The organism is Hymenobacter sp. BRD128 (assembly GCF_013256625.1).
In the GTDB taxonomy this organism is placed as follows: domain Bacteria; phylum Bacteroidota; class Bacteroidia; order Cytophagales; family Hymenobacteraceae; genus Hymenobacter.
This window is the reverse complement of sequence record NZ_CP053908.1, coordinates 2,318,526-2,336,170: the sequence shown is the minus strand read 5'-3', so window position 1 is coordinate 2,336,170 and position 17,645 is coordinate 2,318,526. Positions and strand designations below refer to the sequence as shown.

Sequence of the window (17,645 nt, the reverse complement as noted above, 5' to 3'; positions counted from 1 at the left end):
CCTATGAAAACGCCCAAAACCAAATCCGAGCGCGAAGACCGCCTGCGCAATAGCGCGCTGGTACGCAAAGCGATGGTGGCGCACCTCAAAAAATACAAGATGCCGCCCACCGTGCAGGACCTGGTGGCGGCCACGGGCTTGAGCGATAAGACCGTGAAGGCCCACCGCGAGCGCATTCCGCTGGGCTCGGGTAAGGCCAACGTGTACCAGCAGCTCACCGGCGACGTGCTGCTGGCCCTGCACGCGCGGGCGGTGGGCTACTCGCACCGGGCCGTCAAGATTCTGGCAGTCTCACAGGGGAAAGGGATGGCTTCGGTTGTAGAGCAGATACCTTACACCGAGCACTACCCGCCCGACGCCGCCGCGGCCAAGCTCTGGCTTCAGACCGTGGAAGGGCTGAGCGAAAAGCAGGAGGTGAAGCACTCGGGCGAAATCAAGAATCCGGGGCCGCCCGCCATCATTCAAGTTCAACGCTACCAGGCCCCGAATGATAACGCTCTCTGACCCTCAGTGCGATATTTTGGAGAGCCGCAAGCAGGTCAACCTGTTTCTGGCCGGTCAGGGCAGCGGTAAAACCCACCTGGCGGGCGTCATCTCCTATCTCTATCTCTCGCAGTTTCCCCGCCTGCGCGGGCTCATCGCGGCCAACACCTACTCGCAGCTCAGCCGCTCCACGCTGTTCCGCATCCGGGAGGTGTGGAAGCAGGAATTTGGCGTCACCGAGTACGATGAAAAGAAGAAAACCGGGCACTTCGTGGTCGGCAAGCAGCCGCCAGCCCACTTCACCACCTTCTACGAGTTCGACAGCTACAACAACATCATGAGCTTCAGCTGGGGCGCCGTGGTCTACATCGGCTCGCTCGATAACTACAAGGCGCTCGATGGCATGGAAATCGGCTGGGCAATGCTCGACGAAACCAAGGACACGAAGGAGGTGGCCGTGAAGGAAGTGATTGTGGGCCGTCTGCGCCAACCGGGCCTCTACGTGAATGAGGCCGGTGAGCTGGTGGGTGAGCCCACGCCCGAGCCCTTCAATCCGCTCTACATCTTCACCTCGCCGGCCAAGGTGCCGTGGATTAACGAGTGGTTCAGCCTCGACCAGTATCAGACCGAAATCAAGGCCACTATCTACCTGCCCCCGCAATATTTCCGCAAGGAAGTGGGCAATAAACTGGTGACTATCAGCGCCAGTCACCTCAACCGCCACAACCTGCCGAGCAACTACATCGATAACCAATTCGCCAACGTCGGCAAGGACAAGCACGGTATGCTGATATACGGCGACCCGTTTGCGCGGGCCGGCGGCGAGTTCTACAAGCACTTCGACCGGGCCAAGCACGTCGGCAAGTTTGCCGGCCTCTACGACCCCGACCTGGCGCTGCACCTGAGCTTCGACCAGAACGTGATACCCTACAACACGCTCACGGTGCACCAGATTTTTGGCAAGCGCAGCGTACAGCTGGCCGAGTTCTGCCTGGAAAACCCCAACAACAGCACCGGCAAGGTGTGCGAGGCCTTTCTAAAGTCACGCTTTGGCCAGCACGCGGGCGGCGTATTCGTCTACGGCGACCCCTCGGGCAACAAGCGCGACACCCGGAGTGAGGAAGGCACCAATGACTATTCCATCATTCTCAAGGCGCTGGCCAAGCTCCGGCCGCAGAGCCGGGTGGCCACCAAAGCGCCGCCCGTGGCCGTGCGTGGGGAGTGGATTAATGCCGTGTTGGAGCGCCAGCTGGACGGCTTGGAATTCCTCTTCGATGAAGGCTGCACGAACACCATCGGCGACCTGATTTACCTAAAAGAAGCGCCCGACGGCACCAAGCTCAAGGAAACAACAAAGGACGAAAACACGGGGGTCACCTTCGAGAAGTTCGGCCATACCTCCGACACCTGCGACTACTTCTACACCAGTGCTTTTAAGGAACAGTGGCAGCGCTTCCACAAAAAGGAGGCCGCCCCGCTGCCTACGCTTATTCTCCCATCCGCCAGCAAAGCCACCTACTGACATGAGCCCCTGCGCCCTCTGCGAGCTGGCTGCCGCTATTGCCCACGTTTTACGCCCTAAAAAATGAGCTTCCTGACCCCCGACGATTACGGCCTGCAAATCCGCGACGAGATTCGCGGCCTGCTCACCGACGGCAACGACGTGCTGCTGAGCAAAGCCGCGCTAGCCGCCCAGACCGAGATGGAGAGCTACCTGCGGGGCCGCTTCGACGTGGCCAAGGTATTCGGCGCCCTGGGCGCGGTGGCGGCCGTGCCCGCCAGCGGCACCACGCCCGCGGTGCCGGCCCAACCCGACCAGCGCAACCCGCAAATCGTGATGTACCTGGTGGATATGGCGCTCTACCACATGCACAGCCGCCAGAACCCCCGCAACGTGCCCACCATTCGCCAGGACCGCTACGACCACGCCATTGACTGGCTCAAGATGGTCCGGAAGGGTGCGCTTTCGTGCGGCCTGCCGCTGGAAACGCTTACCCTGCCCGATGGCACCCAGGACACGGGCAGTATCCTGCCCCGTGGCGGCTCCAACCCGAAACTGCTTAACAGCGCATACTAATGGCCAATCTTTTCAAGTCGTTGGGCCAAGCGCTCAACCCCTTCAGCAAATCGATTCAGACCGCCGGCCCGGCCGGCTTCGGGGCTAGCCCCGGCTCGGTGCTCGAAACCGTGTACCCCGTGCAGGTGCGCCGGCTCAAGCAGGACGTGCAGAAATGGCGCGACGCGCTGGACAGGGCGGAGAACGTCTACTATCCCGAGCGCGTGCAGCTGCTCTCCATCTACGCCGACGTGGTGCTCGACCCGCACCTGACGAGCGTGCTGCAAACGCGCAAAATCAACGTGCTGGGCAAGGCATTTAAGCTGGTGGACAGCGCCGGCCAGGAGAATCCGAAGCTCACCAAGCTGCTGCAGCGGCCCTGGTTCCGCCAGCTCTGCGAGCACGCGCTGGATAGTAAGTTTTACGGCCACAGCCTGGTCGAATTCGCCACGCCCGTCGATGGCGAGTTTCACCGGGTCACGCTCATCAACCGGCAGTACGTGTTTCCGGAGGCGCACCTGGTGCGCTCGATGCCGGGCATGATTGTGGGCGTGGACTACGCCAACGACCCCGAGTATGCGCCCTGGATTTTGGAAATTGGCAGCCGCCACGACTTGGGGCTACTGCTCAAGGCTGCCCCGCCGGTTATCTGGAAAAAAACCGTTTTAGCCGCGTGGAGCGACTTCACGGAGATGTTCGGCACGCCCTACCGGGCCGTGAGCGGCACGCTCGACGGGCCGCAGATGGATGCCTGCAACACGATGATGGCCACGATGGGCCAGGCGGGCTACGGCATCTTTCCGGAAGGCGCCAAGATTGACTTTATTGCCCCCGCCCCCGGCAATGACAAGATTTTCGACACCTTCATCAACCGCATCAACTCGGAGCTGTCGAAGCTGGTGCTGGGCCAGACCATGACCACCGATTCGGGCAGCAGCCGCAGCCAGGGCGAGGTGCACGAGCGCGTGGCCGATGCCTACACCAAGGACGATGCGACCTGGCTAGCCGAGTGGGTGAACGAAACGCTGCTGCCGTTCCTGCTGGTGCACGGCTATGCGGTGGCGGGCTACGAGTTTGCGTTCGACGACACGGAGACGCTGAGCAAGACCGAGCAGTTTGCTATCGTGCAGGGCATCATGCAGAACAGCGGCTACCAGGTGAGCAAGCAGTACCTAGAGGACACCTTTGGCGTGGTGCTGGAGGATAAGCCGGAGCCAGCGATTGCCCCCCCGCTGCCGCCGGGAAAGCCCCAGGGGCCGCCGACCCCGACCCAACCGGCGAAGACCCCGCAGGCACCGACGGCGAGCCTAAGCAGCCAGATTAGCGCGCTTTACGCCCACGCCTGCCCGCGCTGCTCGGACATTACTTGGACACAGCTTAGACAGGGTGTCCAAGCAGCCGCCGGCGACTCGGGCAAGCTCAACAAGCTGGCCGAGCGGCTGATAAAAGCCATTCACAGCGGCGACCTCTTTAACGGCACCATCGACCAGCCGCTGTATCACTACCTGCGGGCGCACCTCGAAGACGCCGTGCAGCTGGGCTTCGGGGTAGCGGATGAGAAGCTGCGGGGCTATTTGCTGGCCAACGTGCAGAAGTTCTCGGGCTTCAAAACGGCGGCCGTGCAGCGGGCGATGAGCGAGAAGCTGACCGACGCTAAGGGTAATATCCGGCCCTTTGCCGAGTTCCGGGCCGATGCGCTGGAGGTAAACCAGCTCTACAACGTGGACTACCTGCGCACCGAGTACAACCAGGCGATTGCCAGCAGCCAGATGGCAGCCAAGTGGAGCGAGTTTGACGCTAGTAGCCAGATTCGCTACGACACGGTAGGCGATAACCGTGTGCGCGAAGAGCACGCCGCGCTTGATGGCATTACCCGGCCGCACGATGACCCCTTTTGGGATGACCACTACCCGCCGCTGGATTGGAACTGCCGGTGCTCGGCTACCGAGCTCGACAGCGACGCTACGGCTACGCCGGCGCATGAGCTGCCGGGCCTGCCGGAAGCGGCCGAGGGTTTTCGGGAGAATGTGGGCAAGACGGGCGTCATTTTCGGGGCCGACCACCCGTATTTTCAATTGCCTGCCCACGAGGCGCGCAAAATTGAGAGCCAGCTATGAGCCAGTCACTCGCTAGTCGTTTGGGTTGGCTCGGGAAAGCACTTCTCGCAGTAAGACAGTGGCTTCTTCGCCCCAGGAGTATGCCTGATGTATCCGAAAGTTCAGCGATTCGGCCCCCGTTATTGGAGGTATTTCTGACTCTAGCGGGTGCGCCACACACACCAGCAACTCCTGTTTCGTGTCGTAGTCGAGGAAGTAAGCACAGTAACCCAGGGGGTAGGATGCGGCCGTTATGCGCGGAAAAAGGGATTTGGCGGCTTCCACAGAGGACGCTTGGTTAAGCAGCCACAAGGCCTGGCAAACCCGTTTTTCTGCGGCTTGCAGCAACTTATTGTTGGCGTCTGCTACAAATTCAGCAATCAATTTCGATTCCATGTTGCTAAAGTAACAACCGCATGAGCCATTCCAACGACTTAGAACGCTTCGGCCAGCAGCTGCGGGGCTACCTACGCACGGTGCCCCGCGAGATGGGCAAGGCCGTGGTGCTGGAGAGTGCCGACAACTTCCGGCGCCAGGGCTACGAGAACGACGCGGGCGCCGTGGTACCCTGGGCGCCGCGCCTGGTGCACGACACGCTGCCCGGCCGTAAAGGCAAGGGCGGCCAGCGCGGGCCCCGACGCATTAACCCCAGGCAGCGCGCCATTCTGGTGAAGACAGGCCGGCTCCGCCGCTCGGTGCGCATCGTGGCCACGACGGCTACCACCGTCACGGTGGGCTCGTCGGAGCCTTACGCTGAGGTACAGCAGGAAGGCGCGGGCAAGCGCCACCCCGCGCGGCCGTTCATTACGCTGGGGCGTAGTGCGAAGGATAAATTAACCAAGAAAATCAGCGCCGGCATTACTGGGCTGCTGAAGTAGCTAGCTTTTGCAGGCACGCAGCACAAATATTCTTATCAAGCGTGGTGACAGGCTTTTTATCTACTTGCATTTGTCCACCCTCAAAAAGACATTCCATCGCATTGGTTTGCTTATCCACTAGCTGCCTTCCGCATAAGGCTGTGTACCCGCTTCTTTCTCTTTCCTCACTTGTTTGAAATTGAGGCAACGTGTCCATCCATGCTTGCATGGTTTGGTATGAAACGAGGTGTGACTGATTTTCATGCTGAGTGGCGATGGGTTCAGCTATATAAAATGTGTTTTTCATTCCCCAAACATAATGCCCCATGAGCAGCTTCGCCACCGTCTACCCCATCCTGGCCGACCGCCTGCGCGCCCAACTCCCAACGCTGGGCTGGATTGACCTCGACCAGGGCCAGCTTGACAACCCCGATGCCGAGTACCCGCTACCCTATCATGCGGGCGTGGCGCTGATTGATTTTGACGAGGCCAACTGGCACGACATCGGCCAGGGCATTCAGCGGGGCAACTGCCAGGTGCGCGTGACGCTGGCCGTGCAGGTGCTGGCTGACAGTTACCAGAGCAGCACGCAGCGGGCCCAGGCCCTGGAGAAGCTGGAGCTGCTGGCTGACCTGCACAAGGCCTTGCAGCACTTCGACGGGGCCGGTGCGTTCGGGGCGCTGGTGCGCACGTATTCGCGCAAGGAGCAGGCCCAGCAGCCGGGCATTTGGGTGTACTCGATGGGCTACAACTGCCTGCTGACAGATGTCGGTGGGTATGATGGCGCTAGCCAGGTGGTGAGCGGGTTGGATAGCGTGGAGCAGCCAAGGTTTGTAATACCTTAGCGGCTCGCCTCATAACTCATGCATGAAATGAAAAAAGATACGCGGGATTTTCTAAAGCAGATGGCTGACGATACGGATGCAAAACTTGCCCTTGAGCAACAGCGACCCGCTGTTATTGAAAAGGCAATGGAAAAGGCAATGAAAGACTACAGTTTACTGGGAAATTACCTTAAGCAACTAGTTGAAGAGTTTAATGATGACCCAGATGCAAAGCGCAGCAAGATTACACTACGCTTTGAAGGCCCTTTATTTTATCAAGAAAGAAACTATTTCACTATTCGTCAACTGATTGACGAGCGTGCGGTTCCCTACCCAAAGGGGCAGTTGCTATTGCTGCTTGCTCCTGTTTACAATAATTTCGATGACCTGCGCTTACATGTCCAAACATGGCAGAACAATCTGAATCTCGAAGCGCTCCGAGGTAACCTAAGTAACTACTCGCTGGACGAAAAGCCTAAGCAATTAACAAATGAGAGTTACAAGCTTGCGGTAGTAGATTCTACATATGGGTGGATACTGGATAGCACTAAGCCTAGCCAACCGTTGAGCACAAAAGAATTATTCTTTGATTTTGTGCATAAGCTGATTATGAGCAATGCAAGAGCTTAGCTAAATATCTACACAGTAGAACCAAAAAGCCCCACTAGCACGCGCCAGCGGGGCTTTTTCGTGGAGAATGTCGGAGTCGAACCGACGACCTATTGCTTGCGGAGCAATCGCTCTAGCCAGCTGAGCTAATCCCCCGTGGGGGCAAAGGTATTATGTCAGTTCCCTTTTGGCAGCACAATCCGCTCCACCGTGGCCATGCTCAGGTGGTACTCTTCGGCTAGCTGCGCCACCACGCCCTCGCGGGTGTAGAGCTTGGCCCCGTTCACCCGCGGCTGATTGGTGTAGCGCCGGTAAAAAGCGTCCTGTATTTGCTTGTTGCGGCGCTCTAATCGGTCAGCTCGGGCGAGTTGCTTGGGGGTCATTGCAGAAAATAGGTGGCAGCGAGTAGGGCTAGGTAAAGCAGAGCGCCGGCTTCGAGTACTTGGACGGTGAGGCGCTCCAGGCCACGACTGGCATCCCCTTGCCAAATGCGTAGCATGCTGGCTGGGTCCATGGTATCTAGCGCTGGCCACTTGACTTTCGCCTTACCGGCTAGCCACCTATCGGGAAACCAGGCCGCCCGCGGGTCGAAGCTGACGTAGTACGGGTCGAGGCCGCGGGCCCGGCTCAGGCGCGGGTTGAAGTCGTAGAAGAAGTAGGCGCCGCCCAGCTGGGCTAGGGCTAGGTAGTGTGTAGCTAGTGCCCACCACTGGCCCCAGAATGGTAGCGAGGCTAGCCCCGCCACCAGCACCAGGAAGCCAAGGCGCCAGGTGAGCCGCTGGCGGTGAAACACGCCGTGCAGCGAGTCGGCCGAGCCGTTAGCCGCGAAGGCCTTCACGTCCTGGGCTACCCAAAAGCGGGGCGCGTACCAGAACAGGGCCAGGGCGGCGACGTGGGTGAGCAGCAAGGCCAGCATTAGCGCTTGGTCGAGTCGTCGAGCGGCGAGCCGTTCGTACGCCAGTTGTAGAGCGCCACGCCAGCCCCGAGGGCAGCGAAGATGCCAGTGGGCCAGCCCATGCCTGAGCCGGGACCATCGGTGAGCAGGAAGTAGCCACAGACCAAGGTGGCGACAGCGAAGAAAATGAGGAAGAATTTCATGCCCCGAAGCTCCGCTAGCCCCGTTCGCAATGCCAGAAACTTATACCTAACTTTTGCCTTGCTTGCGCAGCTCGGGGTGGCGGCTGATGAAGCGGTAGAGGCTGCCCGGCGTGCGGCCCAGGGCCTGCGCCAGGGCGGGCGCGGGGGCATGTTGGTAGTTTTCGGCCAAAAAGGCGTAATCACTGCGGCGGTAAGGTTTGCGGGTCAGCATATTAGGCGTGGTATCGATTGCAGAAAAGTCCGGAGTTTTCCGGAGTTTAGGCGGGACTGGTGATGATGCGGATAGCCTCGTCATCGGGGGGCCAGGACCAGCTAGAGCGTGGGCTTGCTGAACATGATGAGGGGTTGATGAAAATATAATACAGGTATATTTGCTGGCTGAAGGGACTACCGGCTGGGTAGTCGGACCGTACTAGGCGCTGGCTGCTGGACCGGCCAGCGTCTCTTACCCTTTAGGTTAGGCGGCAATTTTGATAGTTGATAATATTTCATCACGCACCTCAGCCGCCCGCCCACTCACGGGTAAATCAAATAGGCTTTGGTTGTGCTTGAAAGTGGAGCCACCCAGCACCTCCAATTCGAGGTAGAGGCCGTAGGTGGCGGGGTTGTGGTTGGCTCCGTTTAGTAGGTCGTTTTTGCTGCCCAGCACGCACAGCGCGCAGCTTAGGCGCTGATTGCCCAGCACGTAGGCCGGGTGGCCTACCCAGCCCGCTAGGGCAGACGTGGTGGCGCCGATGCTGTGTAGCCGCTGGCGTGCCGCTAGGCTCGTGGCGCTAGTGCCGCAGGCCTGCCATATCTGCGCGGTGGTGAAATGCAGTAGTGGGCGCCAGTTGAAGGCCACGCGCTGGCCCGGCTGGCGCTGGGCGAGCGCTTCTTCCATCGGTAGGCCGCGCAGGGCCTTGGCCGTGATGGCGGGGCGCAGCTCGGCAGCGGCTTTGAGCGCCCGCGCTGGGCTCTCATCGGCGCGCACGCCCTCAGCGCTGATAATTACCTCAAATTGGCGTAGCTGGGTATCAACGGGGCCGCGCTTCAAATCCGAGGTGCAAAAGCGCTGGCCACTGCTGGGCCAGTAGGGCGCGGGGTTGCGGAGCGCTTGGTCGATAGGGCCGCTTTTGAGGTGGCTCGTGCAGTAGCGTTGCTTAGCGCTAGGCCAGCCGGGCGCGGTGGTACCGGCCGTGGCCTGCATTCGTTCACCGATACGCGCCACTAAATCCCCTTTGGCCCGGCGCACTACTACGAGCGGCACGCCCGCGTTATCGGCGAGCAACTGCACAAAGGCGGGCGTTTGCTCCCACTCGGCCCGCCCCAGGTCGGCATGAATAGCGAAGAGTTGCCCCGCGTAACCATACTGACGAAACCAGGGCGCCAGCAGCATCAGCAGCGCCTGGCTGTCTTTGCCACCACTCAAGCTAATGGCCAGCGCCGCGCCCTGTTGCAAAGCAGTCTCAATTGCAGGTGGTACTGCAATAAATTCAGTCTGATTGAGCGAGCTGTTCACCAGTGGACAGCTCGCTACACGCCTCGCGGGGTGAGCTGGCAATGCTAGTTCAGTTTTTTGGAATGACATTAGTAAAGCAGGTTTTGCTTGTTCACAGTCAATAGGTTAGATAGCCACTTCTCTACTTTGCCAGTGCGGGTATGGCGAAAAGAATAGTCGAAGCCAAATAGCCCCTCCTGCATCAGGCTGTACTCTTGCTTGGTGGCATCGCACACGAATACTCGGCGTGGCTCATCGGTCAGTAGTTGGACCTTGGTCAGCAGCTTGGCGTAGCGCAGGCCAGTAGCCTTGCTGTGCCGACCCAGCGCGCGGGCAATACCCTTGCGCGAGAGGGTGGCGAAGGGATTGAAATCAGCCTTGCGCGAGTCGAAAGCAAGGGTAGCCACTTCTTGGGTAAAGCGCGTTTGTAGAGCGCCAACGGCCTCCGCTACCTGCACCGTCTTTTTGAGGTGGTTTAGGCGCTGAGGCTGCTGGTGGGCTGGCATAGGGATGCCTCTACTGACAAGCGTGGCGGTGATTGCTTTTTGCTCCAGCGCGTATTGCTGGCGGTCTATATTCTCAGCTAGGGCCAGCGCCCGCAGGCGCGTTTCAAGGTCAGTGAGCTGGGTGCTGGGAAGCCGGTGGAAGCCGCGCACCTGCAAGCTGTGATGGGCTGCGATACGGCGGCTGGAAGCCAGCACGAGCGTACCTCGACGGGGCTTGGTAAGCAAGCCCATCTGGCACAAAACGGCCACGTAGGAGCGCAGCTTGGAGATGCTGTACCCATACGTGGCCGCAATGTGCTGGGCCTGCTGCCCAAAATCCTGAATAACCCCGCCCACGAACAGCGCTTTGAGCTGATACAGCACCGTCATAGCCTTCAGGTCACGGTTGTTAAGCACAACCTGTGTTGCTAAGCCTTTGGGAACAGAGATGTAAGTGGTACGGGGCAGCAAGGCAGAAAAAGGCAGCAGGTGTAGGCGGAAATGAAGTAGCTGGTTTTGCGGAATTTGCTTCAAAACCAACTAGGGAGATTACTCAGCCAAGCAAGTGACTTGCGTAGTGAGCCGTAGGGCTTGATACTCCACCTCTATCAAATCAGCCTCGGTAAGAGTGGGATAATCGGTGCGCAGGGTGCTGCCTTCTTCGACTTCCACTAGCAATACATGGGGTTGTACTTCACGCAAGGCCTGGGCCAGTATATGGGGCGTGTAGGTGCGCTCGAATACCTGACCCAATTCGTGAGTCAATTCCAGGAAGGGTTCGGAGTCCGTGTCACAGCCGGCCACATACTCGGCGTAGGGCAGCGAGCGATGGATTGTAGGAGTAGTGGCCGTGAAGGTGCTAGGAGTGATGGTGGCGGTGAGCATGGGAATTAAAAAGTAAGAAGTTAAAAACTTGAGAGGACGTTATGATTTGTACTTCTTAAGCAGCCAGTCAAGGCCCTTAGGCGTCACGCGGGTAGTGCTGGCTAAGCGCTTGCCTTTTTCACCGGCTTGGTAGGCCTGTGCCTCGACTTCGAAGTAGTGTTCATCTATGTAGCGTTGGTAAGGCGAGCGGTTCTTCTGAAGAATCTTGTCTTCCTTGAGGCGCTTTATTAACTTGTTTCGGCCTTCAAGGCCGGGTAGCTTGAGCCACTTAGCTGCATCTTCGAAGGAAATCGAATTGATGCTGACAGCTACCTTGTCGAAGAACTCAATTTTGGGCTTTGCCTCGACTAGCTGCTGCTGGACCTGCTGGGCTACTGCTAGTGCTTGTTGCTTCGCTTCAAACTCATTGGCCCAGGCGCGGGCAGCATCGGCAGGGTTGGAGAAATTAGGTAGTTGTGGCCCTTCACTTATTGTTCTCAAGCGTTTCTCACAGGCGATGAAGTAGCGGCGGGCCTGTTGACCTTTCTCATTGCGCTCGACCATCGCCAATTCCTTGGCCATGTCAAGGGTGATGAAGTAATCAGCAGCTTCGTTCTCGCCCAAATTTGACCGCTCATAATCAACACCTTGCACGAAGCCATATTCTTCCACGCGGCGACCAAACCACTTATCTGGGCGACTTCCGATTTCTAAAAACTGATGCAGTAGACTAGCGAGCACCACCGGTTTACCGCCCTTGCTCTTACTAAGTGGAATGAGTTGCTCGGCTACTATTTGTGGAGCCACTGGTGCTGCTGATACAGCAATCAAAGTTTCCATCTTACTTTTGACTTGTTACGTGTTAAAGATTGAAGGCCGACCTGTTGACGCAGGCCGGCCTTTGTTTTAATCGCGCACCTCCCCACCTATTCTGTTGGCATTGAATAGGCCGGTGTGTTGTGCTGCCACTCGCAGTTCGTCGCGTACCTCGGGGTCGATTAAAAGCACTCGCGCAAACGAAATCAGCACTTTCTCTCCTTTCGGTGCCGTGAAAAAGAGGTCGATATAATCAGGGTGAGTTTTTCTCACCTCAATTTCTGAGTGCGTACCATCGAACTCAGTTTGTTTGCCGTTGGCCTCGATTGTTATAGCTATCATTTTGCTGAATTGGTTGGGATGAAGGGTAATGTGTGACGGTTCCATTGTGAAAGCAGGTTGGCATCGTGCTGATCCAGTTGGTCAATGAGGCGAGGCACACGCTGGTAGCAGCCGCAAGACATGCGACGCAAAGTGCCAGACGAGGGCTTAATGGCTCGCATTTTTATCTCCTAGAAATTCAAGACAAGCAGCTTCTGAAACCAGGTACCGGCCCACCCAGGTGTAGCGGAGGCCGCCAAGTTTTCCACCGCTTGTGCGATAGAGGTCAAGCTGGCCCATAATGGTGCTGCGACTCAAGGACAAGCGTACCGTAAGCCTGTCGTCAAAGGACTTTCCTGGAGTTGGTTCTTTTCCAAGATGATAGACCCGGCTTTGTAATTCAGCCTCAGCCAACCTATTGGCATACACTTCTGCGGCTAAGCGAATTACTTCCATCTCGCGGGGTTCCGTCAGCTTTAGCTGGGCCACGCCGTTTGTGAATTCGACATGCATGGCTAAGAAGCATTAAGAGTCGCCAATATCTTCGCGGCATTCAGTGCGCCACTCTCTTGTGCCATATGCAAGGCTTCACGTACAGCAGGATGACCAGGATTAGCTCGGCGGATAGCAGCAGCAGCTGCACTATGAGAAAGCCCTAGTTTGGTAGCAATCTCTTCTATGTCACCAGGAGCGAGGAGACTTGTAAGTGTTTTAGTACGCTTCATCTGCTTGCTTTCGCTTATGTTTGTTCGTGTGTTACAAACTTACGAAAGAAAATCACTATTAGGCAACCTTGATTGTGATAAAATCAACAATCTATCTGTAGTTTTTGTAAAGTATTGTCAATGAACAAGAAAAAAAATACTCCTGAAATTATTAAAGAGCTTCGTCAAAGTGCTGGTTTAAGCCAAGATGCACTTGCTGAAAAGCTGGGTATGACACGTTCGGCCATTTCCCTTATAGAGAGTGGCAAGAATGGGACACGCGAGATTACATTACGTGCATTTGCACAAGTCTTCGGCGTTTCAGTGCACTATCTGCTAACTGGAGAGAAAGAAAATCACACATCACATCTTGCTCTACCAGCTGCTTCTCCCGCTCTTATCCCAATGGCGGTGGATTATCAAGCCCTCTTGAGCCAGGCAGAGGAAGAGTTTGGGAGGACACCCGGTGCTTATTGTAGTCGCAAAGCGGCTATTCGGGCAATGGAGCTGCTGACTGCGCAGTATCGGCTTGTCAAAACAGAGGAAGCAGTACCCCGCGTAATTCAAGGTGATACAAGCTATGCTAAGCCAGCAGTCAGCGTGTTACCAAGCAAACAGGTAGCTTATGTAGGCGATGAGTGGGACGCCTTTCTTTCCTGGCTAGGTACATTGGGTGTATCTACCGTCTCTCGCGAACAACAGGCTGATTATATTAAACGTGCGGTTAAGCTACAGGCACAAAAAGAGCTGAGTGACACAGAAAAGCAGCAGCTAAAGCCCAGTGACTTAGAAAAGCAGCCTAGCGAGTATATCTATTTTGAGGTTGCCGATAGCCAAGTGACTTCTGCCCTGCCAGAAGAACACTGGGTAATTAGTAGATTACTGACTAAAAGAGCAGAGTACGAGCAAGACAAGCTCTACACAGTGGTAACACACACAGGTATCTTTACCAGGTATCTGAGTGTGGATGAAGATGCTGGATACATCATGGCCTATACCTATAATCCTGGCAATCCACCTAAACGTATTATGGGGAGCGAGATATTAGAAGTAAGAATAGTTATATTGAGCTCAATAGTCCAGAATTAGCGTCGCCCAGTACTAGGCCAATGATAAAGCAACTTCTTGTAAACAAACTGCTCACAAGTTTTAAGAATATAATAGTCAGTAAATTAGCTTAGGATATTAGGCTGAAGTAGCTGTAGATTCGCAGCTGTAAATCTAATTCTATTACAAATGCCTAAAATTGATTTTGAGGACCAACAACCACTCGTTTTATACGTAGTCACAAAAGCCCAGTTAGAGGATAATGCTCAAAGAGGAGCCGCTCTTGCATTAGCAGCACAAAAAGAGCACGAACGGACTCAAAAACGCCTTAACACGGCAGATGCCGCCAAATTCCTCGGCTGCTCCACTTACCACCTGCAAGGCCTGCACAAGCAGGGTCTACCCTATGAAAAGGGCCGTCCCAATTACTACCGACTTGGTGATTTGGAGGCTTTGCAGAAGAGCCGGCGGCTTAATTTGAATAGTTAACCCACCAGCCCAGCACCTGCGCGAATTCTGAGACTGATATAATGTGAAGCAACTGCACGCACTAGGGCAAGCAGCTTACCATACCGAGCAAGGTAGCGTCACCATCTCATCCGAGAGCAAGCTCATCGCCACCGGCCGCAAGGCCTGGGATTTCCCTACGGAAGGGGAGGAGCCTGAAGCAGAGTAGCCCACAAAAAAGCCCCGTATCAACGGGGCTTTTTTATTAATCTTTCATGGCTTCATCCATCGGCAGCTGCACCGAGGTAAGCCGCCACGATAAGCCATCTCGGTGCATCGTCAGGGCCACAGTTTGCTTGTGGGTCTGCTTGTCGAGCACTTTCAGCGTGTAGCGGTCAGTCGAGTTGTACGACCCTTCCAGGTCGGCCTTATTATCCAGCGGCTGGCTAGCCTCCTCTTTCGCCGGCTCCTGGTCCTTCGTAAAAGCCGCTGACTTGTTGCCTTTAATCAGCGCAGCCAAGTGGGTGGGTGTAACAGCGGCATCCACCATGCCATCCACCATTTTGCCGGCGAAGAGCATGCCCAGCTTGCCGAAGGGATTATTCTGCAAATCTTTATCGTTCTCCAGCTTTTTCATCATCACGGCCGACAATTGCTCTTTCAGGCTCTCCTTCACGGCCGGCACGTCTACGCGCTCGCGGATACCTTCCACATCACCCGCGTCGGCAGCTACTTTAATGTCGCGCAGCGCCCGTTGCGGACCAGTGTAGAGCCAGAAGCCGGAGGCTAGCAAAGCGACAGTAAACAATGCAATGTACAATTTTTTCATAGGGGTGTGATGGAGAAATAATTGGGTCGATAAACATAGGCAGAAAACTGTAAATCATTGCTATTTTTCTTCTAGCTTCGCAGTTCCATAATCCCTACTTACACCAATATGACCAAACCCCTACGCTACCTGTCTTTCCTGTTGCTGCCGGCGCTGCTGCAAGCCTGCTCACACGGCTCTACCTACAGCGGCGACACTTCCGGCGCCGGCACCTACACCGCCTCCGTCGAGCGTCCTAAAACCCCCGAAGAGCTACGCGCCGAACTGCTGACTGCCGAGCAGGCCGCCCCGGCCGATTACTTGGGCGTGGCCGGTACCTACCACCGCAACTTCATCAGCCAGCTTGTGCTAGAGGGCGACATTGCCAGCAAGGCTACGCTAGCGACCTACAAAGACCCCGTACTGACGGTGACGTGGTATTCCAAGACCCAGACCGAAATCGGCACCCAGCAGTACCCGGTGTATGAGTTGCTGCGGCCACAGGGTGCGGCTCACTTCAAGCTCAAAACCGACGCGCCGGGCGAGGTGGCGAGCGTAGCAATGAGTATTTCCGGGGCGACACCGGTCGAGTAAAATCTTGTAGCTTCGCCCCATGCCTACCTTCATTCAATTCGGCAGCCTATTTGGCGCTATCATCAATATAAAGTACTTGACAGGGCTGCTACAAGGTGAGCGAGTTGCTACAGCATATGATGCGGAAAGAGGGAAGCAAGATGGATGGCCCAAAGAAGGGCAAATTGTTTACTATATCAGTTATAGCTTAGCGGGAAGCTCATCAACGGAAATATCTTTCGTCAGTAAGCAGTACCGCGATAATTGTTATAACGAAATTGTGGCCATGATTAGGCCAACGACTATTGGGGCAGTACCTCCACCGAATTCTACAGTCCCGACGTTTAGCACTCCTCCCAAGGTTACGGTACTAGCACAGGTTGATGAGCCACCTACCCCTGAGCCCCCACGCAAACCCACCACCCGCAAGCCCCGCGAGTAGGAGAGCAGCTCCGCTCAACACGGAGCCTTTTTGTACTAACACTACTAGCAGCCGGTGCTACCTTGCCGGCCCTATGCAGTACACGTTTCGCCAGCTCACTTCCCGCCCCGACAGCCAGGGCCGCTGCCGGGTGCTGCTCGACGTGACCTGGGAGGGCTACCGCGAGAAGCTAGCCACCGGCGTGCGCTGCCAGCCCGCCCACTTCGACGCCGACGCCAAACCCGGCCGGCTCATCGCCAAGGCCGAGCCCGGTAGCTCGGGGCTGAACACCAAGCTGGCCGGGCTCGTGGCCGACCTCTCCGACCTGTTCAATAAGGCCGAGGCGCATCGCCAGCCCGTTCGCCGCGAGCAGGTGCTGGCGTTGGTGCGCCCGGCCGCGCCCGAGGCTGGCAACGGGCCCGTCGCCCCGCCCGACCCCTTGCTCACCGACTTGCTTCAGCAGTGGGAGCACGAGCACCCGCAGAGTAGCCCCGACGCCAAGCGCCGCTGGCGCCAGGTGGCCGGCCACCTCGAGGCCTACCACCAAGGTCTGCGCGTCTCGCAGCTCACCAAGCCGTTTTATGTGGGCTACCTGGCCTACCTGCATGCGCTGGAATTGTCCGACTCGACCATCGGTAAGAACATCAGCTTTCTCAGGGCTTGCCTGCGCCTGGCGGAAAAGCACATCCCGACCTGGCTCACGGTCAAGGTGCGCCAGGGCCGGCCGGTGTCGCTGCGCCGGGAAGAATTGCAACAGCTGGCCAGCTACCGTCCCACCTTGCCTTCGCTCGTGCAGGAGCAGCAGCGCGTGCTCTTCCAGGCCCAGCTGCTGCTGCGCGACTCCGACCTGCGCCGGCTCCAGCCTCACCATGTCAGCGAGCAGGACCTGGCCGGCGTGGGCCGGGTGCTGGTGCTGGAGTTTCACCAGAAGAAAACGGGTGACGAGGTGCGCCTGCCCTTGCCGCCGCTGGCCGCCGCCATCTGGCGGCAGTGGCAGGGCCGCGTGCCGGTCATCAGCCTGCAGAAGCGCAACGAGCACATCAAGGAGCTGGCCGAGGCGGCCGGCCTGAGCCGGACTTTCGTGCGGGTGCGCTTCCGGGCCGGCAAGCCCGTTGAGGAGCCGCTGCCCTTGCACCAGGTCGTCTCGACCCACACCCCGCGCCACGTCGGCGCCGATATGGTGCTCTGGGGCAGCGGCGGCGACCACAACCTGAAGGAGGCAGCCCTGGGTCATTTGGGCGGAGCCAGCGTCTACGGCTACGATACGCTCGAACGCTACGGGCCGCTTTTCCTCAATGCCTGGGGGCAAGTGGGTGCACTCGACTTTTTGCACCCAGAAAAGGACGACAACTAGCGACAAGGACAAGTAGCAGGTAGGTAAAAGATGCTGCTAAGTGCTTGTTTGCTAGTGGTAACTGCTGGTAAGTGTGTAGAAACGCGAGACCCCCCTTCTCCGCGAAAAGCCTCAAATACAGTGCATAAGCACCGTGTTTGAGGCTTTTTCGTTTGGCAAATGTGCGATGCCACCCACGCCGGTGGCGGTATAAGCAACGTTGCTTGCCGGGAATAGGGATACGCCCCCGCACTGGAAGGCCAGACCAGGTATAGCCAGCCATAGAGTGCTGCCTAGCCCGTATTTCGCTCACAATAACCGTGAGA

General features: G+C 57.3%; 24 protein-coding genes and 1 tRNA gene. 11 read left to right on the top strand and 14 right to left on the bottom strand.

Annotated features, from left to right (window positions below):
* Nucleotides 1-3: 3 nt before the first annotated feature.
* The 4 genes from GKZ68_RS10380 (at nucleotide 4) to GKZ68_RS10365 (ending at nucleotide 4,656) form a co-directional block, all read left to right on the top strand.
* The gene (locus tag GKZ68_RS10380) at nucleotides 4-504 is read left to right on the top strand and encodes a hypothetical protein (protein WP_173114198.1); all 501 of its coding nucleotides are present in this window, start codon (nucleotides 4-6) and stop codon (nucleotides 502-504) included.
* On the top strand, nucleotides 488-2,005 hold the full coding sequence (locus GKZ68_RS10375) for a hypothetical protein (protein WP_173114195.1): 1,518 nt from the start codon (nucleotides 488-490) through the stop codon (nucleotides 2,003-2,005). Before GKZ68_RS10380 ends, GKZ68_RS10375 begins: the two co-directional genes overlap by 17 nt.
* Before the next feature lie 63 nt (nucleotides 2,006-2,068).
* On the top strand, nucleotides 2,069-2,560 hold the full coding sequence (locus GKZ68_RS10370) for a phage protein Gp36 family protein (protein WP_173114192.1): 492 nt from the start codon (nucleotides 2,069-2,071) through the stop codon (nucleotides 2,558-2,560).
* The gene (locus GKZ68_RS10365) at nucleotides 2,560-4,656 is read left to right on the top strand and encodes a DUF935 family protein (protein ID WP_173114189.1); all 2,097 of its coding nucleotides are present in this window, start codon (nucleotides 2,560-2,562) and stop codon (nucleotides 4,654-4,656) included. Before GKZ68_RS10370 ends, GKZ68_RS10365 begins: the two co-directional genes overlap by 1 nt.
* 12 nt (nucleotides 4,657-4,668) lie before the next feature.
* On the opposite strand, the gene GKZ68_RS10360 is transcribed toward GKZ68_RS10365, so the two are convergent.
* Nucleotides 4,669-5,031: a hypothetical protein gene (locus tag GKZ68_RS10360; protein WP_173114186.1), complete on the bottom strand. Its 363-nt coding sequence runs from the start codon at nucleotides 5,029-5,031 to the stop codon at nucleotides 4,669-4,671.
* A 20-nt stretch (nucleotides 5,032-5,051) separates the two neighbouring features.
* Here GKZ68_RS10360 and GKZ68_RS10355 point away from each other — a divergent pair, with 20 nt between their 5' ends.
* Complete coding sequence (locus tag GKZ68_RS10355) at nucleotides 5,052-5,513, top strand: phage virion morphogenesis protein (RefSeq protein ID WP_173114183.1); 462 nt, start codon at nucleotides 5,052-5,054, stop codon at nucleotides 5,511-5,513.
* Here GKZ68_RS10355 and GKZ68_RS10350 read toward each other — a convergent pair.
* Nucleotides 5,494-5,799, bottom strand: coding sequence for a hypothetical protein (locus GKZ68_RS10350; RefSeq protein WP_173114180.1), 306 nt, complete (start codon nucleotides 5,797-5,799; stop codon nucleotides 5,494-5,496). The genes GKZ68_RS10355 and GKZ68_RS10350 overlap by 20 nt on opposite strands.
* A gap of 19 nt (nucleotides 5,800-5,818) precedes the next feature.
* On the opposite strand from GKZ68_RS10350, the gene GKZ68_RS10345 reads away from it, so the two are divergent.
* Both GKZ68_RS10345 and GKZ68_RS10340 read left to right on the top strand, forming a co-directional pair.
* On the top strand, nucleotides 5,819-6,337 hold the full coding sequence (locus GKZ68_RS10345; RefSeq protein ID WP_173114177.1) for a hypothetical protein: 519 nt from the start codon (nucleotides 5,819-5,821) through the stop codon (nucleotides 6,335-6,337).
* A gap of 27 nt (nucleotides 6,338-6,364) precedes the next feature.
* Nucleotides 6,365-6,946, top strand: a complete 582-nt coding sequence (locus tag GKZ68_RS10340; protein WP_173114174.1) for a hypothetical protein — start codon at nucleotides 6,365-6,367, stop codon at nucleotides 6,944-6,946.
* A gap of 61 nt (nucleotides 6,947-7,007) precedes the next feature.
* Here GKZ68_RS10340 and GKZ68_RS10335 read toward each other — a convergent pair.
* From GKZ68_RS10335 to GKZ68_RS10285, 11 genes are all read right to left on the bottom strand, one after another.
* Nucleotides 7,008-7,081 (bottom strand) — tRNA-Ala (locus GKZ68_RS10335).
* Nucleotides 7,082-7,101: 20 nt separating this feature from the next.
* Nucleotides 7,102-7,308: a hypothetical protein gene (locus tag GKZ68_RS10330; RefSeq protein WP_173114170.1), complete on the bottom strand. Its 207-nt coding sequence runs from the start codon at nucleotides 7,306-7,308 to the stop codon at nucleotides 7,102-7,104.
* Nucleotides 7,305-7,841 (bottom strand): hypothetical protein, encoded by a 537-nt coding sequence (locus tag GKZ68_RS10325; protein WP_173114167.1) that lies wholly within the window; start codon nucleotides 7,839-7,841, stop codon nucleotides 7,305-7,307. Before GKZ68_RS10325 ends, GKZ68_RS10330 begins: the two co-directional genes overlap by 4 nt.
* The gene (locus GKZ68_RS10320; protein WP_173114164.1) at nucleotides 7,841-8,023 is read right to left on the bottom strand and encodes a hypothetical protein; all 183 of its coding nucleotides are present in this window, start codon (nucleotides 8,021-8,023) and stop codon (nucleotides 7,841-7,843) included. The genes GKZ68_RS10325 and GKZ68_RS10320 overlap by 1 nt, the downstream gene beginning before the upstream one ends.
* A 46-nt stretch (nucleotides 8,024-8,069) precedes the next feature.
* Nucleotides 8,070-8,234 (bottom strand): hypothetical protein, encoded by a 165-nt coding sequence (locus tag GKZ68_RS10315; protein ID WP_173114161.1) that lies wholly within the window; start codon nucleotides 8,232-8,234, stop codon nucleotides 8,070-8,072.
* A gap of 246 nt (nucleotides 8,235-8,480) precedes the next feature.
* Nucleotides 8,481-9,461: a phosphoadenosine phosphosulfate reductase family protein gene (locus GKZ68_RS10310; protein WP_173114158.1), complete on the bottom strand. Its 981-nt coding sequence runs from the start codon at nucleotides 9,459-9,461 to the stop codon at nucleotides 8,481-8,483.
* 128 nt (nucleotides 9,462-9,589) lie between these two features.
* Nucleotides 9,590-10,402 (bottom strand): hypothetical protein, encoded by an 813-nt coding sequence (locus tag GKZ68_RS10305; RefSeq protein WP_173114155.1) that lies wholly within the window; start codon nucleotides 10,400-10,402, stop codon nucleotides 9,590-9,592.
* Nucleotides 10,403-10,534: 132 nt separating this feature from the next.
* On the bottom strand, nucleotides 10,535-10,870 hold the full coding sequence (locus GKZ68_RS10300) for a hypothetical protein (protein ID WP_173114152.1): 336 nt from the start codon (nucleotides 10,868-10,870) through the stop codon (nucleotides 10,535-10,537).
* Between the two features lie 39 nt (nucleotides 10,871-10,909).
* On the bottom strand, nucleotides 10,910-11,689 hold the full coding sequence (locus tag GKZ68_RS10295) for a phage antirepressor KilAC domain-containing protein (RefSeq protein WP_173114149.1): 780 nt from the start codon (nucleotides 11,687-11,689) through the stop codon (nucleotides 10,910-10,912).
* Nucleotides 11,690-11,755: 66 nt separating this feature from the next.
* Nucleotides 11,756-12,052, bottom strand: a complete 297-nt coding sequence (locus GKZ68_RS10290; protein WP_173114146.1) for a hypothetical protein — start codon at nucleotides 12,050-12,052, stop codon at nucleotides 11,756-11,758.
* 102 nt (nucleotides 12,053-12,154) lie between these two features.
* A complete protein-coding gene (locus GKZ68_RS10285) occupies nucleotides 12,155-12,499 on the bottom strand; it encodes a hypothetical protein (RefSeq protein ID WP_173114143.1) in 345 nt (114 codons plus the stop codon).
* Nucleotides 12,500-12,831: 332 nt separating this feature from the next.
* Between GKZ68_RS10285 and GKZ68_RS10280 the strand changes: the two genes are divergently transcribed.
* Together GKZ68_RS10280 and GKZ68_RS10275 are read left to right on the top strand one after the other, a co-directional pair.
* The gene (locus GKZ68_RS10280; RefSeq protein ID WP_173114140.1) at nucleotides 12,832-13,779 is read left to right on the top strand and encodes a helix-turn-helix domain-containing protein; all 948 of its coding nucleotides are present in this window, start codon (nucleotides 12,832-12,834) and stop codon (nucleotides 13,777-13,779) included.
* Between the two features lie 147 nt (nucleotides 13,780-13,926).
* Nucleotides 13,927-14,226 (top strand): helix-turn-helix domain-containing protein, encoded by a 300-nt coding sequence (locus GKZ68_RS10275; protein WP_173114137.1) that lies wholly within the window; start codon nucleotides 13,927-13,929, stop codon nucleotides 14,224-14,226.
* 223 nt (nucleotides 14,227-14,449) lie between these two features.
* Here the strand turns inward: GKZ68_RS10275 and GKZ68_RS10270 are convergent, their stop codons facing one another.
* Nucleotides 14,450-15,013: a DUF2939 domain-containing protein gene (locus tag GKZ68_RS10270; RefSeq protein WP_173114134.1), complete on the bottom strand. Its 564-nt coding sequence runs from the start codon at nucleotides 15,011-15,013 to the stop codon at nucleotides 14,450-14,452.
* Nucleotides 15,014-15,121: 108 nt separating this feature from the next.
* On the opposite strand from GKZ68_RS10270, the gene GKZ68_RS10265 reads away from it, so the two are divergent.
* Both GKZ68_RS10265 and GKZ68_RS10260 read left to right on the top strand, forming a co-directional pair.
* Nucleotides 15,122-15,586 (top strand): hypothetical protein, encoded by a 465-nt coding sequence (locus GKZ68_RS10265; protein WP_173114131.1) that lies wholly within the window; start codon nucleotides 15,122-15,124, stop codon nucleotides 15,584-15,586.
* A gap of 494 nt (nucleotides 15,587-16,080) precedes the next feature.
* Nucleotides 16,081-17,340, top strand: coding sequence for a phage integrase SAM-like domain-containing protein (locus tag GKZ68_RS10260; protein WP_173114128.1), 1,260 nt, complete (start codon nucleotides 16,081-16,083; stop codon nucleotides 17,338-17,340).
* Nucleotides 17,341-17,645 lie beyond the last annotated feature (305 nt).

Coding starts and splice junctions, on each gene's coding strand:
- GKZ68_RS10290 (WP_173114146.1), bottom strand. CDS start 12,052: ATGGAACCGTCACACATTACCCTTCATCCCAACCAATTCAGCAAAATG.
- GKZ68_RS10270 (WP_173114134.1), bottom strand. CDS start 15,013: ATGAAAAAATTGTACATTGCATTGTTTACTGTCGCTTTGCTAGCCTCC.
- GKZ68_RS10350 (WP_173114180.1), bottom strand. CDS start 5,799: ATGAAAAACACATTTTATATAGCTGAACCCATCGCCACTCAGCATGAA.
- GKZ68_RS10360 (WP_173114186.1), bottom strand. CDS start 5,031: ATGGAATCGAAATTGATTGCTGAATTTGTAGCAGACGCCAACAATAAG.
- GKZ68_RS10345 (WP_173114177.1), top strand. CDS start 5,819: ATGAGCAGCTTCGCCACCGTCTACCCCATCCTGGCCGACCGCCTGCGC.
- GKZ68_RS10340 (WP_173114174.1), top strand. CDS start 6,365: ATGAAAAAAGATACGCGGGATTTTCTAAAGCAGATGGCTGACGATACG.
- GKZ68_RS10325 (WP_173114167.1), bottom strand. CDS start 7,841: ATGCTGGCCTTGCTGCTCACCCACGTCGCCGCCCTGGCCCTGTTCTGG.
- GKZ68_RS10285 (WP_173114143.1), bottom strand. CDS start 12,499: ATGCATGTCGAATTCACAAACGGCGTGGCCCAGCTAAAGCTGACGGAA.
- GKZ68_RS10265 (WP_173114131.1), top strand. CDS start 15,122: ATGACCAAACCCCTACGCTACCTGTCTTTCCTGTTGCTGCCGGCGCTG.
- GKZ68_RS10315 (WP_173114161.1), bottom strand. CDS start 8,234: ATGCTGACCCGCAAACCTTACCGCCGCAGTGATTACGCCTTTTTGGCC.
- GKZ68_RS10295 (WP_173114149.1), bottom strand. CDS start 11,689: ATGGAAACTTTGATTGCTGTATCAGCAGCACCAGTGGCTCCACAAATA.
- GKZ68_RS10320 (WP_173114164.1), bottom strand. CDS start 8,023: ATGAAATTCTTCCTCATTTTCTTCGCTGTCGCCACCTTGGTCTGTGGC.
- GKZ68_RS10280 (WP_173114140.1), top strand. CDS start 12,832: ATGAACAAGAAAAAAAATACTCCTGAAATTATTAAAGAGCTTCGTCAA.
- GKZ68_RS10375 (WP_173114195.1), top strand. CDS start 488: ATGATAACGCTCTCTGACCCTCAGTGCGATATTTTGGAGAGCCGCAAG.
- GKZ68_RS10355 (WP_173114183.1), top strand. CDS start 5,052: ATGAGCCATTCCAACGACTTAGAACGCTTCGGCCAGCAGCTGCGGGGC.
- GKZ68_RS10370 (WP_173114192.1), top strand. CDS start 2,069: ATGAGCTTCCTGACCCCCGACGATTACGGCCTGCAAATCCGCGACGAG.
- GKZ68_RS10330 (WP_173114170.1), bottom strand. CDS start 7,308: ATGACCCCCAAGCAACTCGCCCGAGCTGACCGATTAGAGCGCCGCAAC.
- GKZ68_RS10260 (WP_173114128.1), top strand. CDS start 16,081: ATGCAGTACACGTTTCGCCAGCTCACTTCCCGCCCCGACAGCCAGGGC.
- GKZ68_RS10365 (WP_173114189.1), top strand. CDS start 2,560: ATGGCCAATCTTTTCAAGTCGTTGGGCCAAGCGCTCAACCCCTTCAGC.
- GKZ68_RS10380 (WP_173114198.1), top strand. CDS start 4: ATGAAAACGCCCAAAACCAAATCCGAGCGCGAAGACCGCCTGCGCAAT.
- GKZ68_RS10275 (WP_173114137.1), top strand. CDS start 13,927: ATGCCTAAAATTGATTTTGAGGACCAACAACCACTCGTTTTATACGTA.
- GKZ68_RS10300 (WP_173114152.1), bottom strand. CDS start 10,870: ATGCTCACCGCCACCATCACTCCTAGCACCTTCACGGCCACTACTCCT.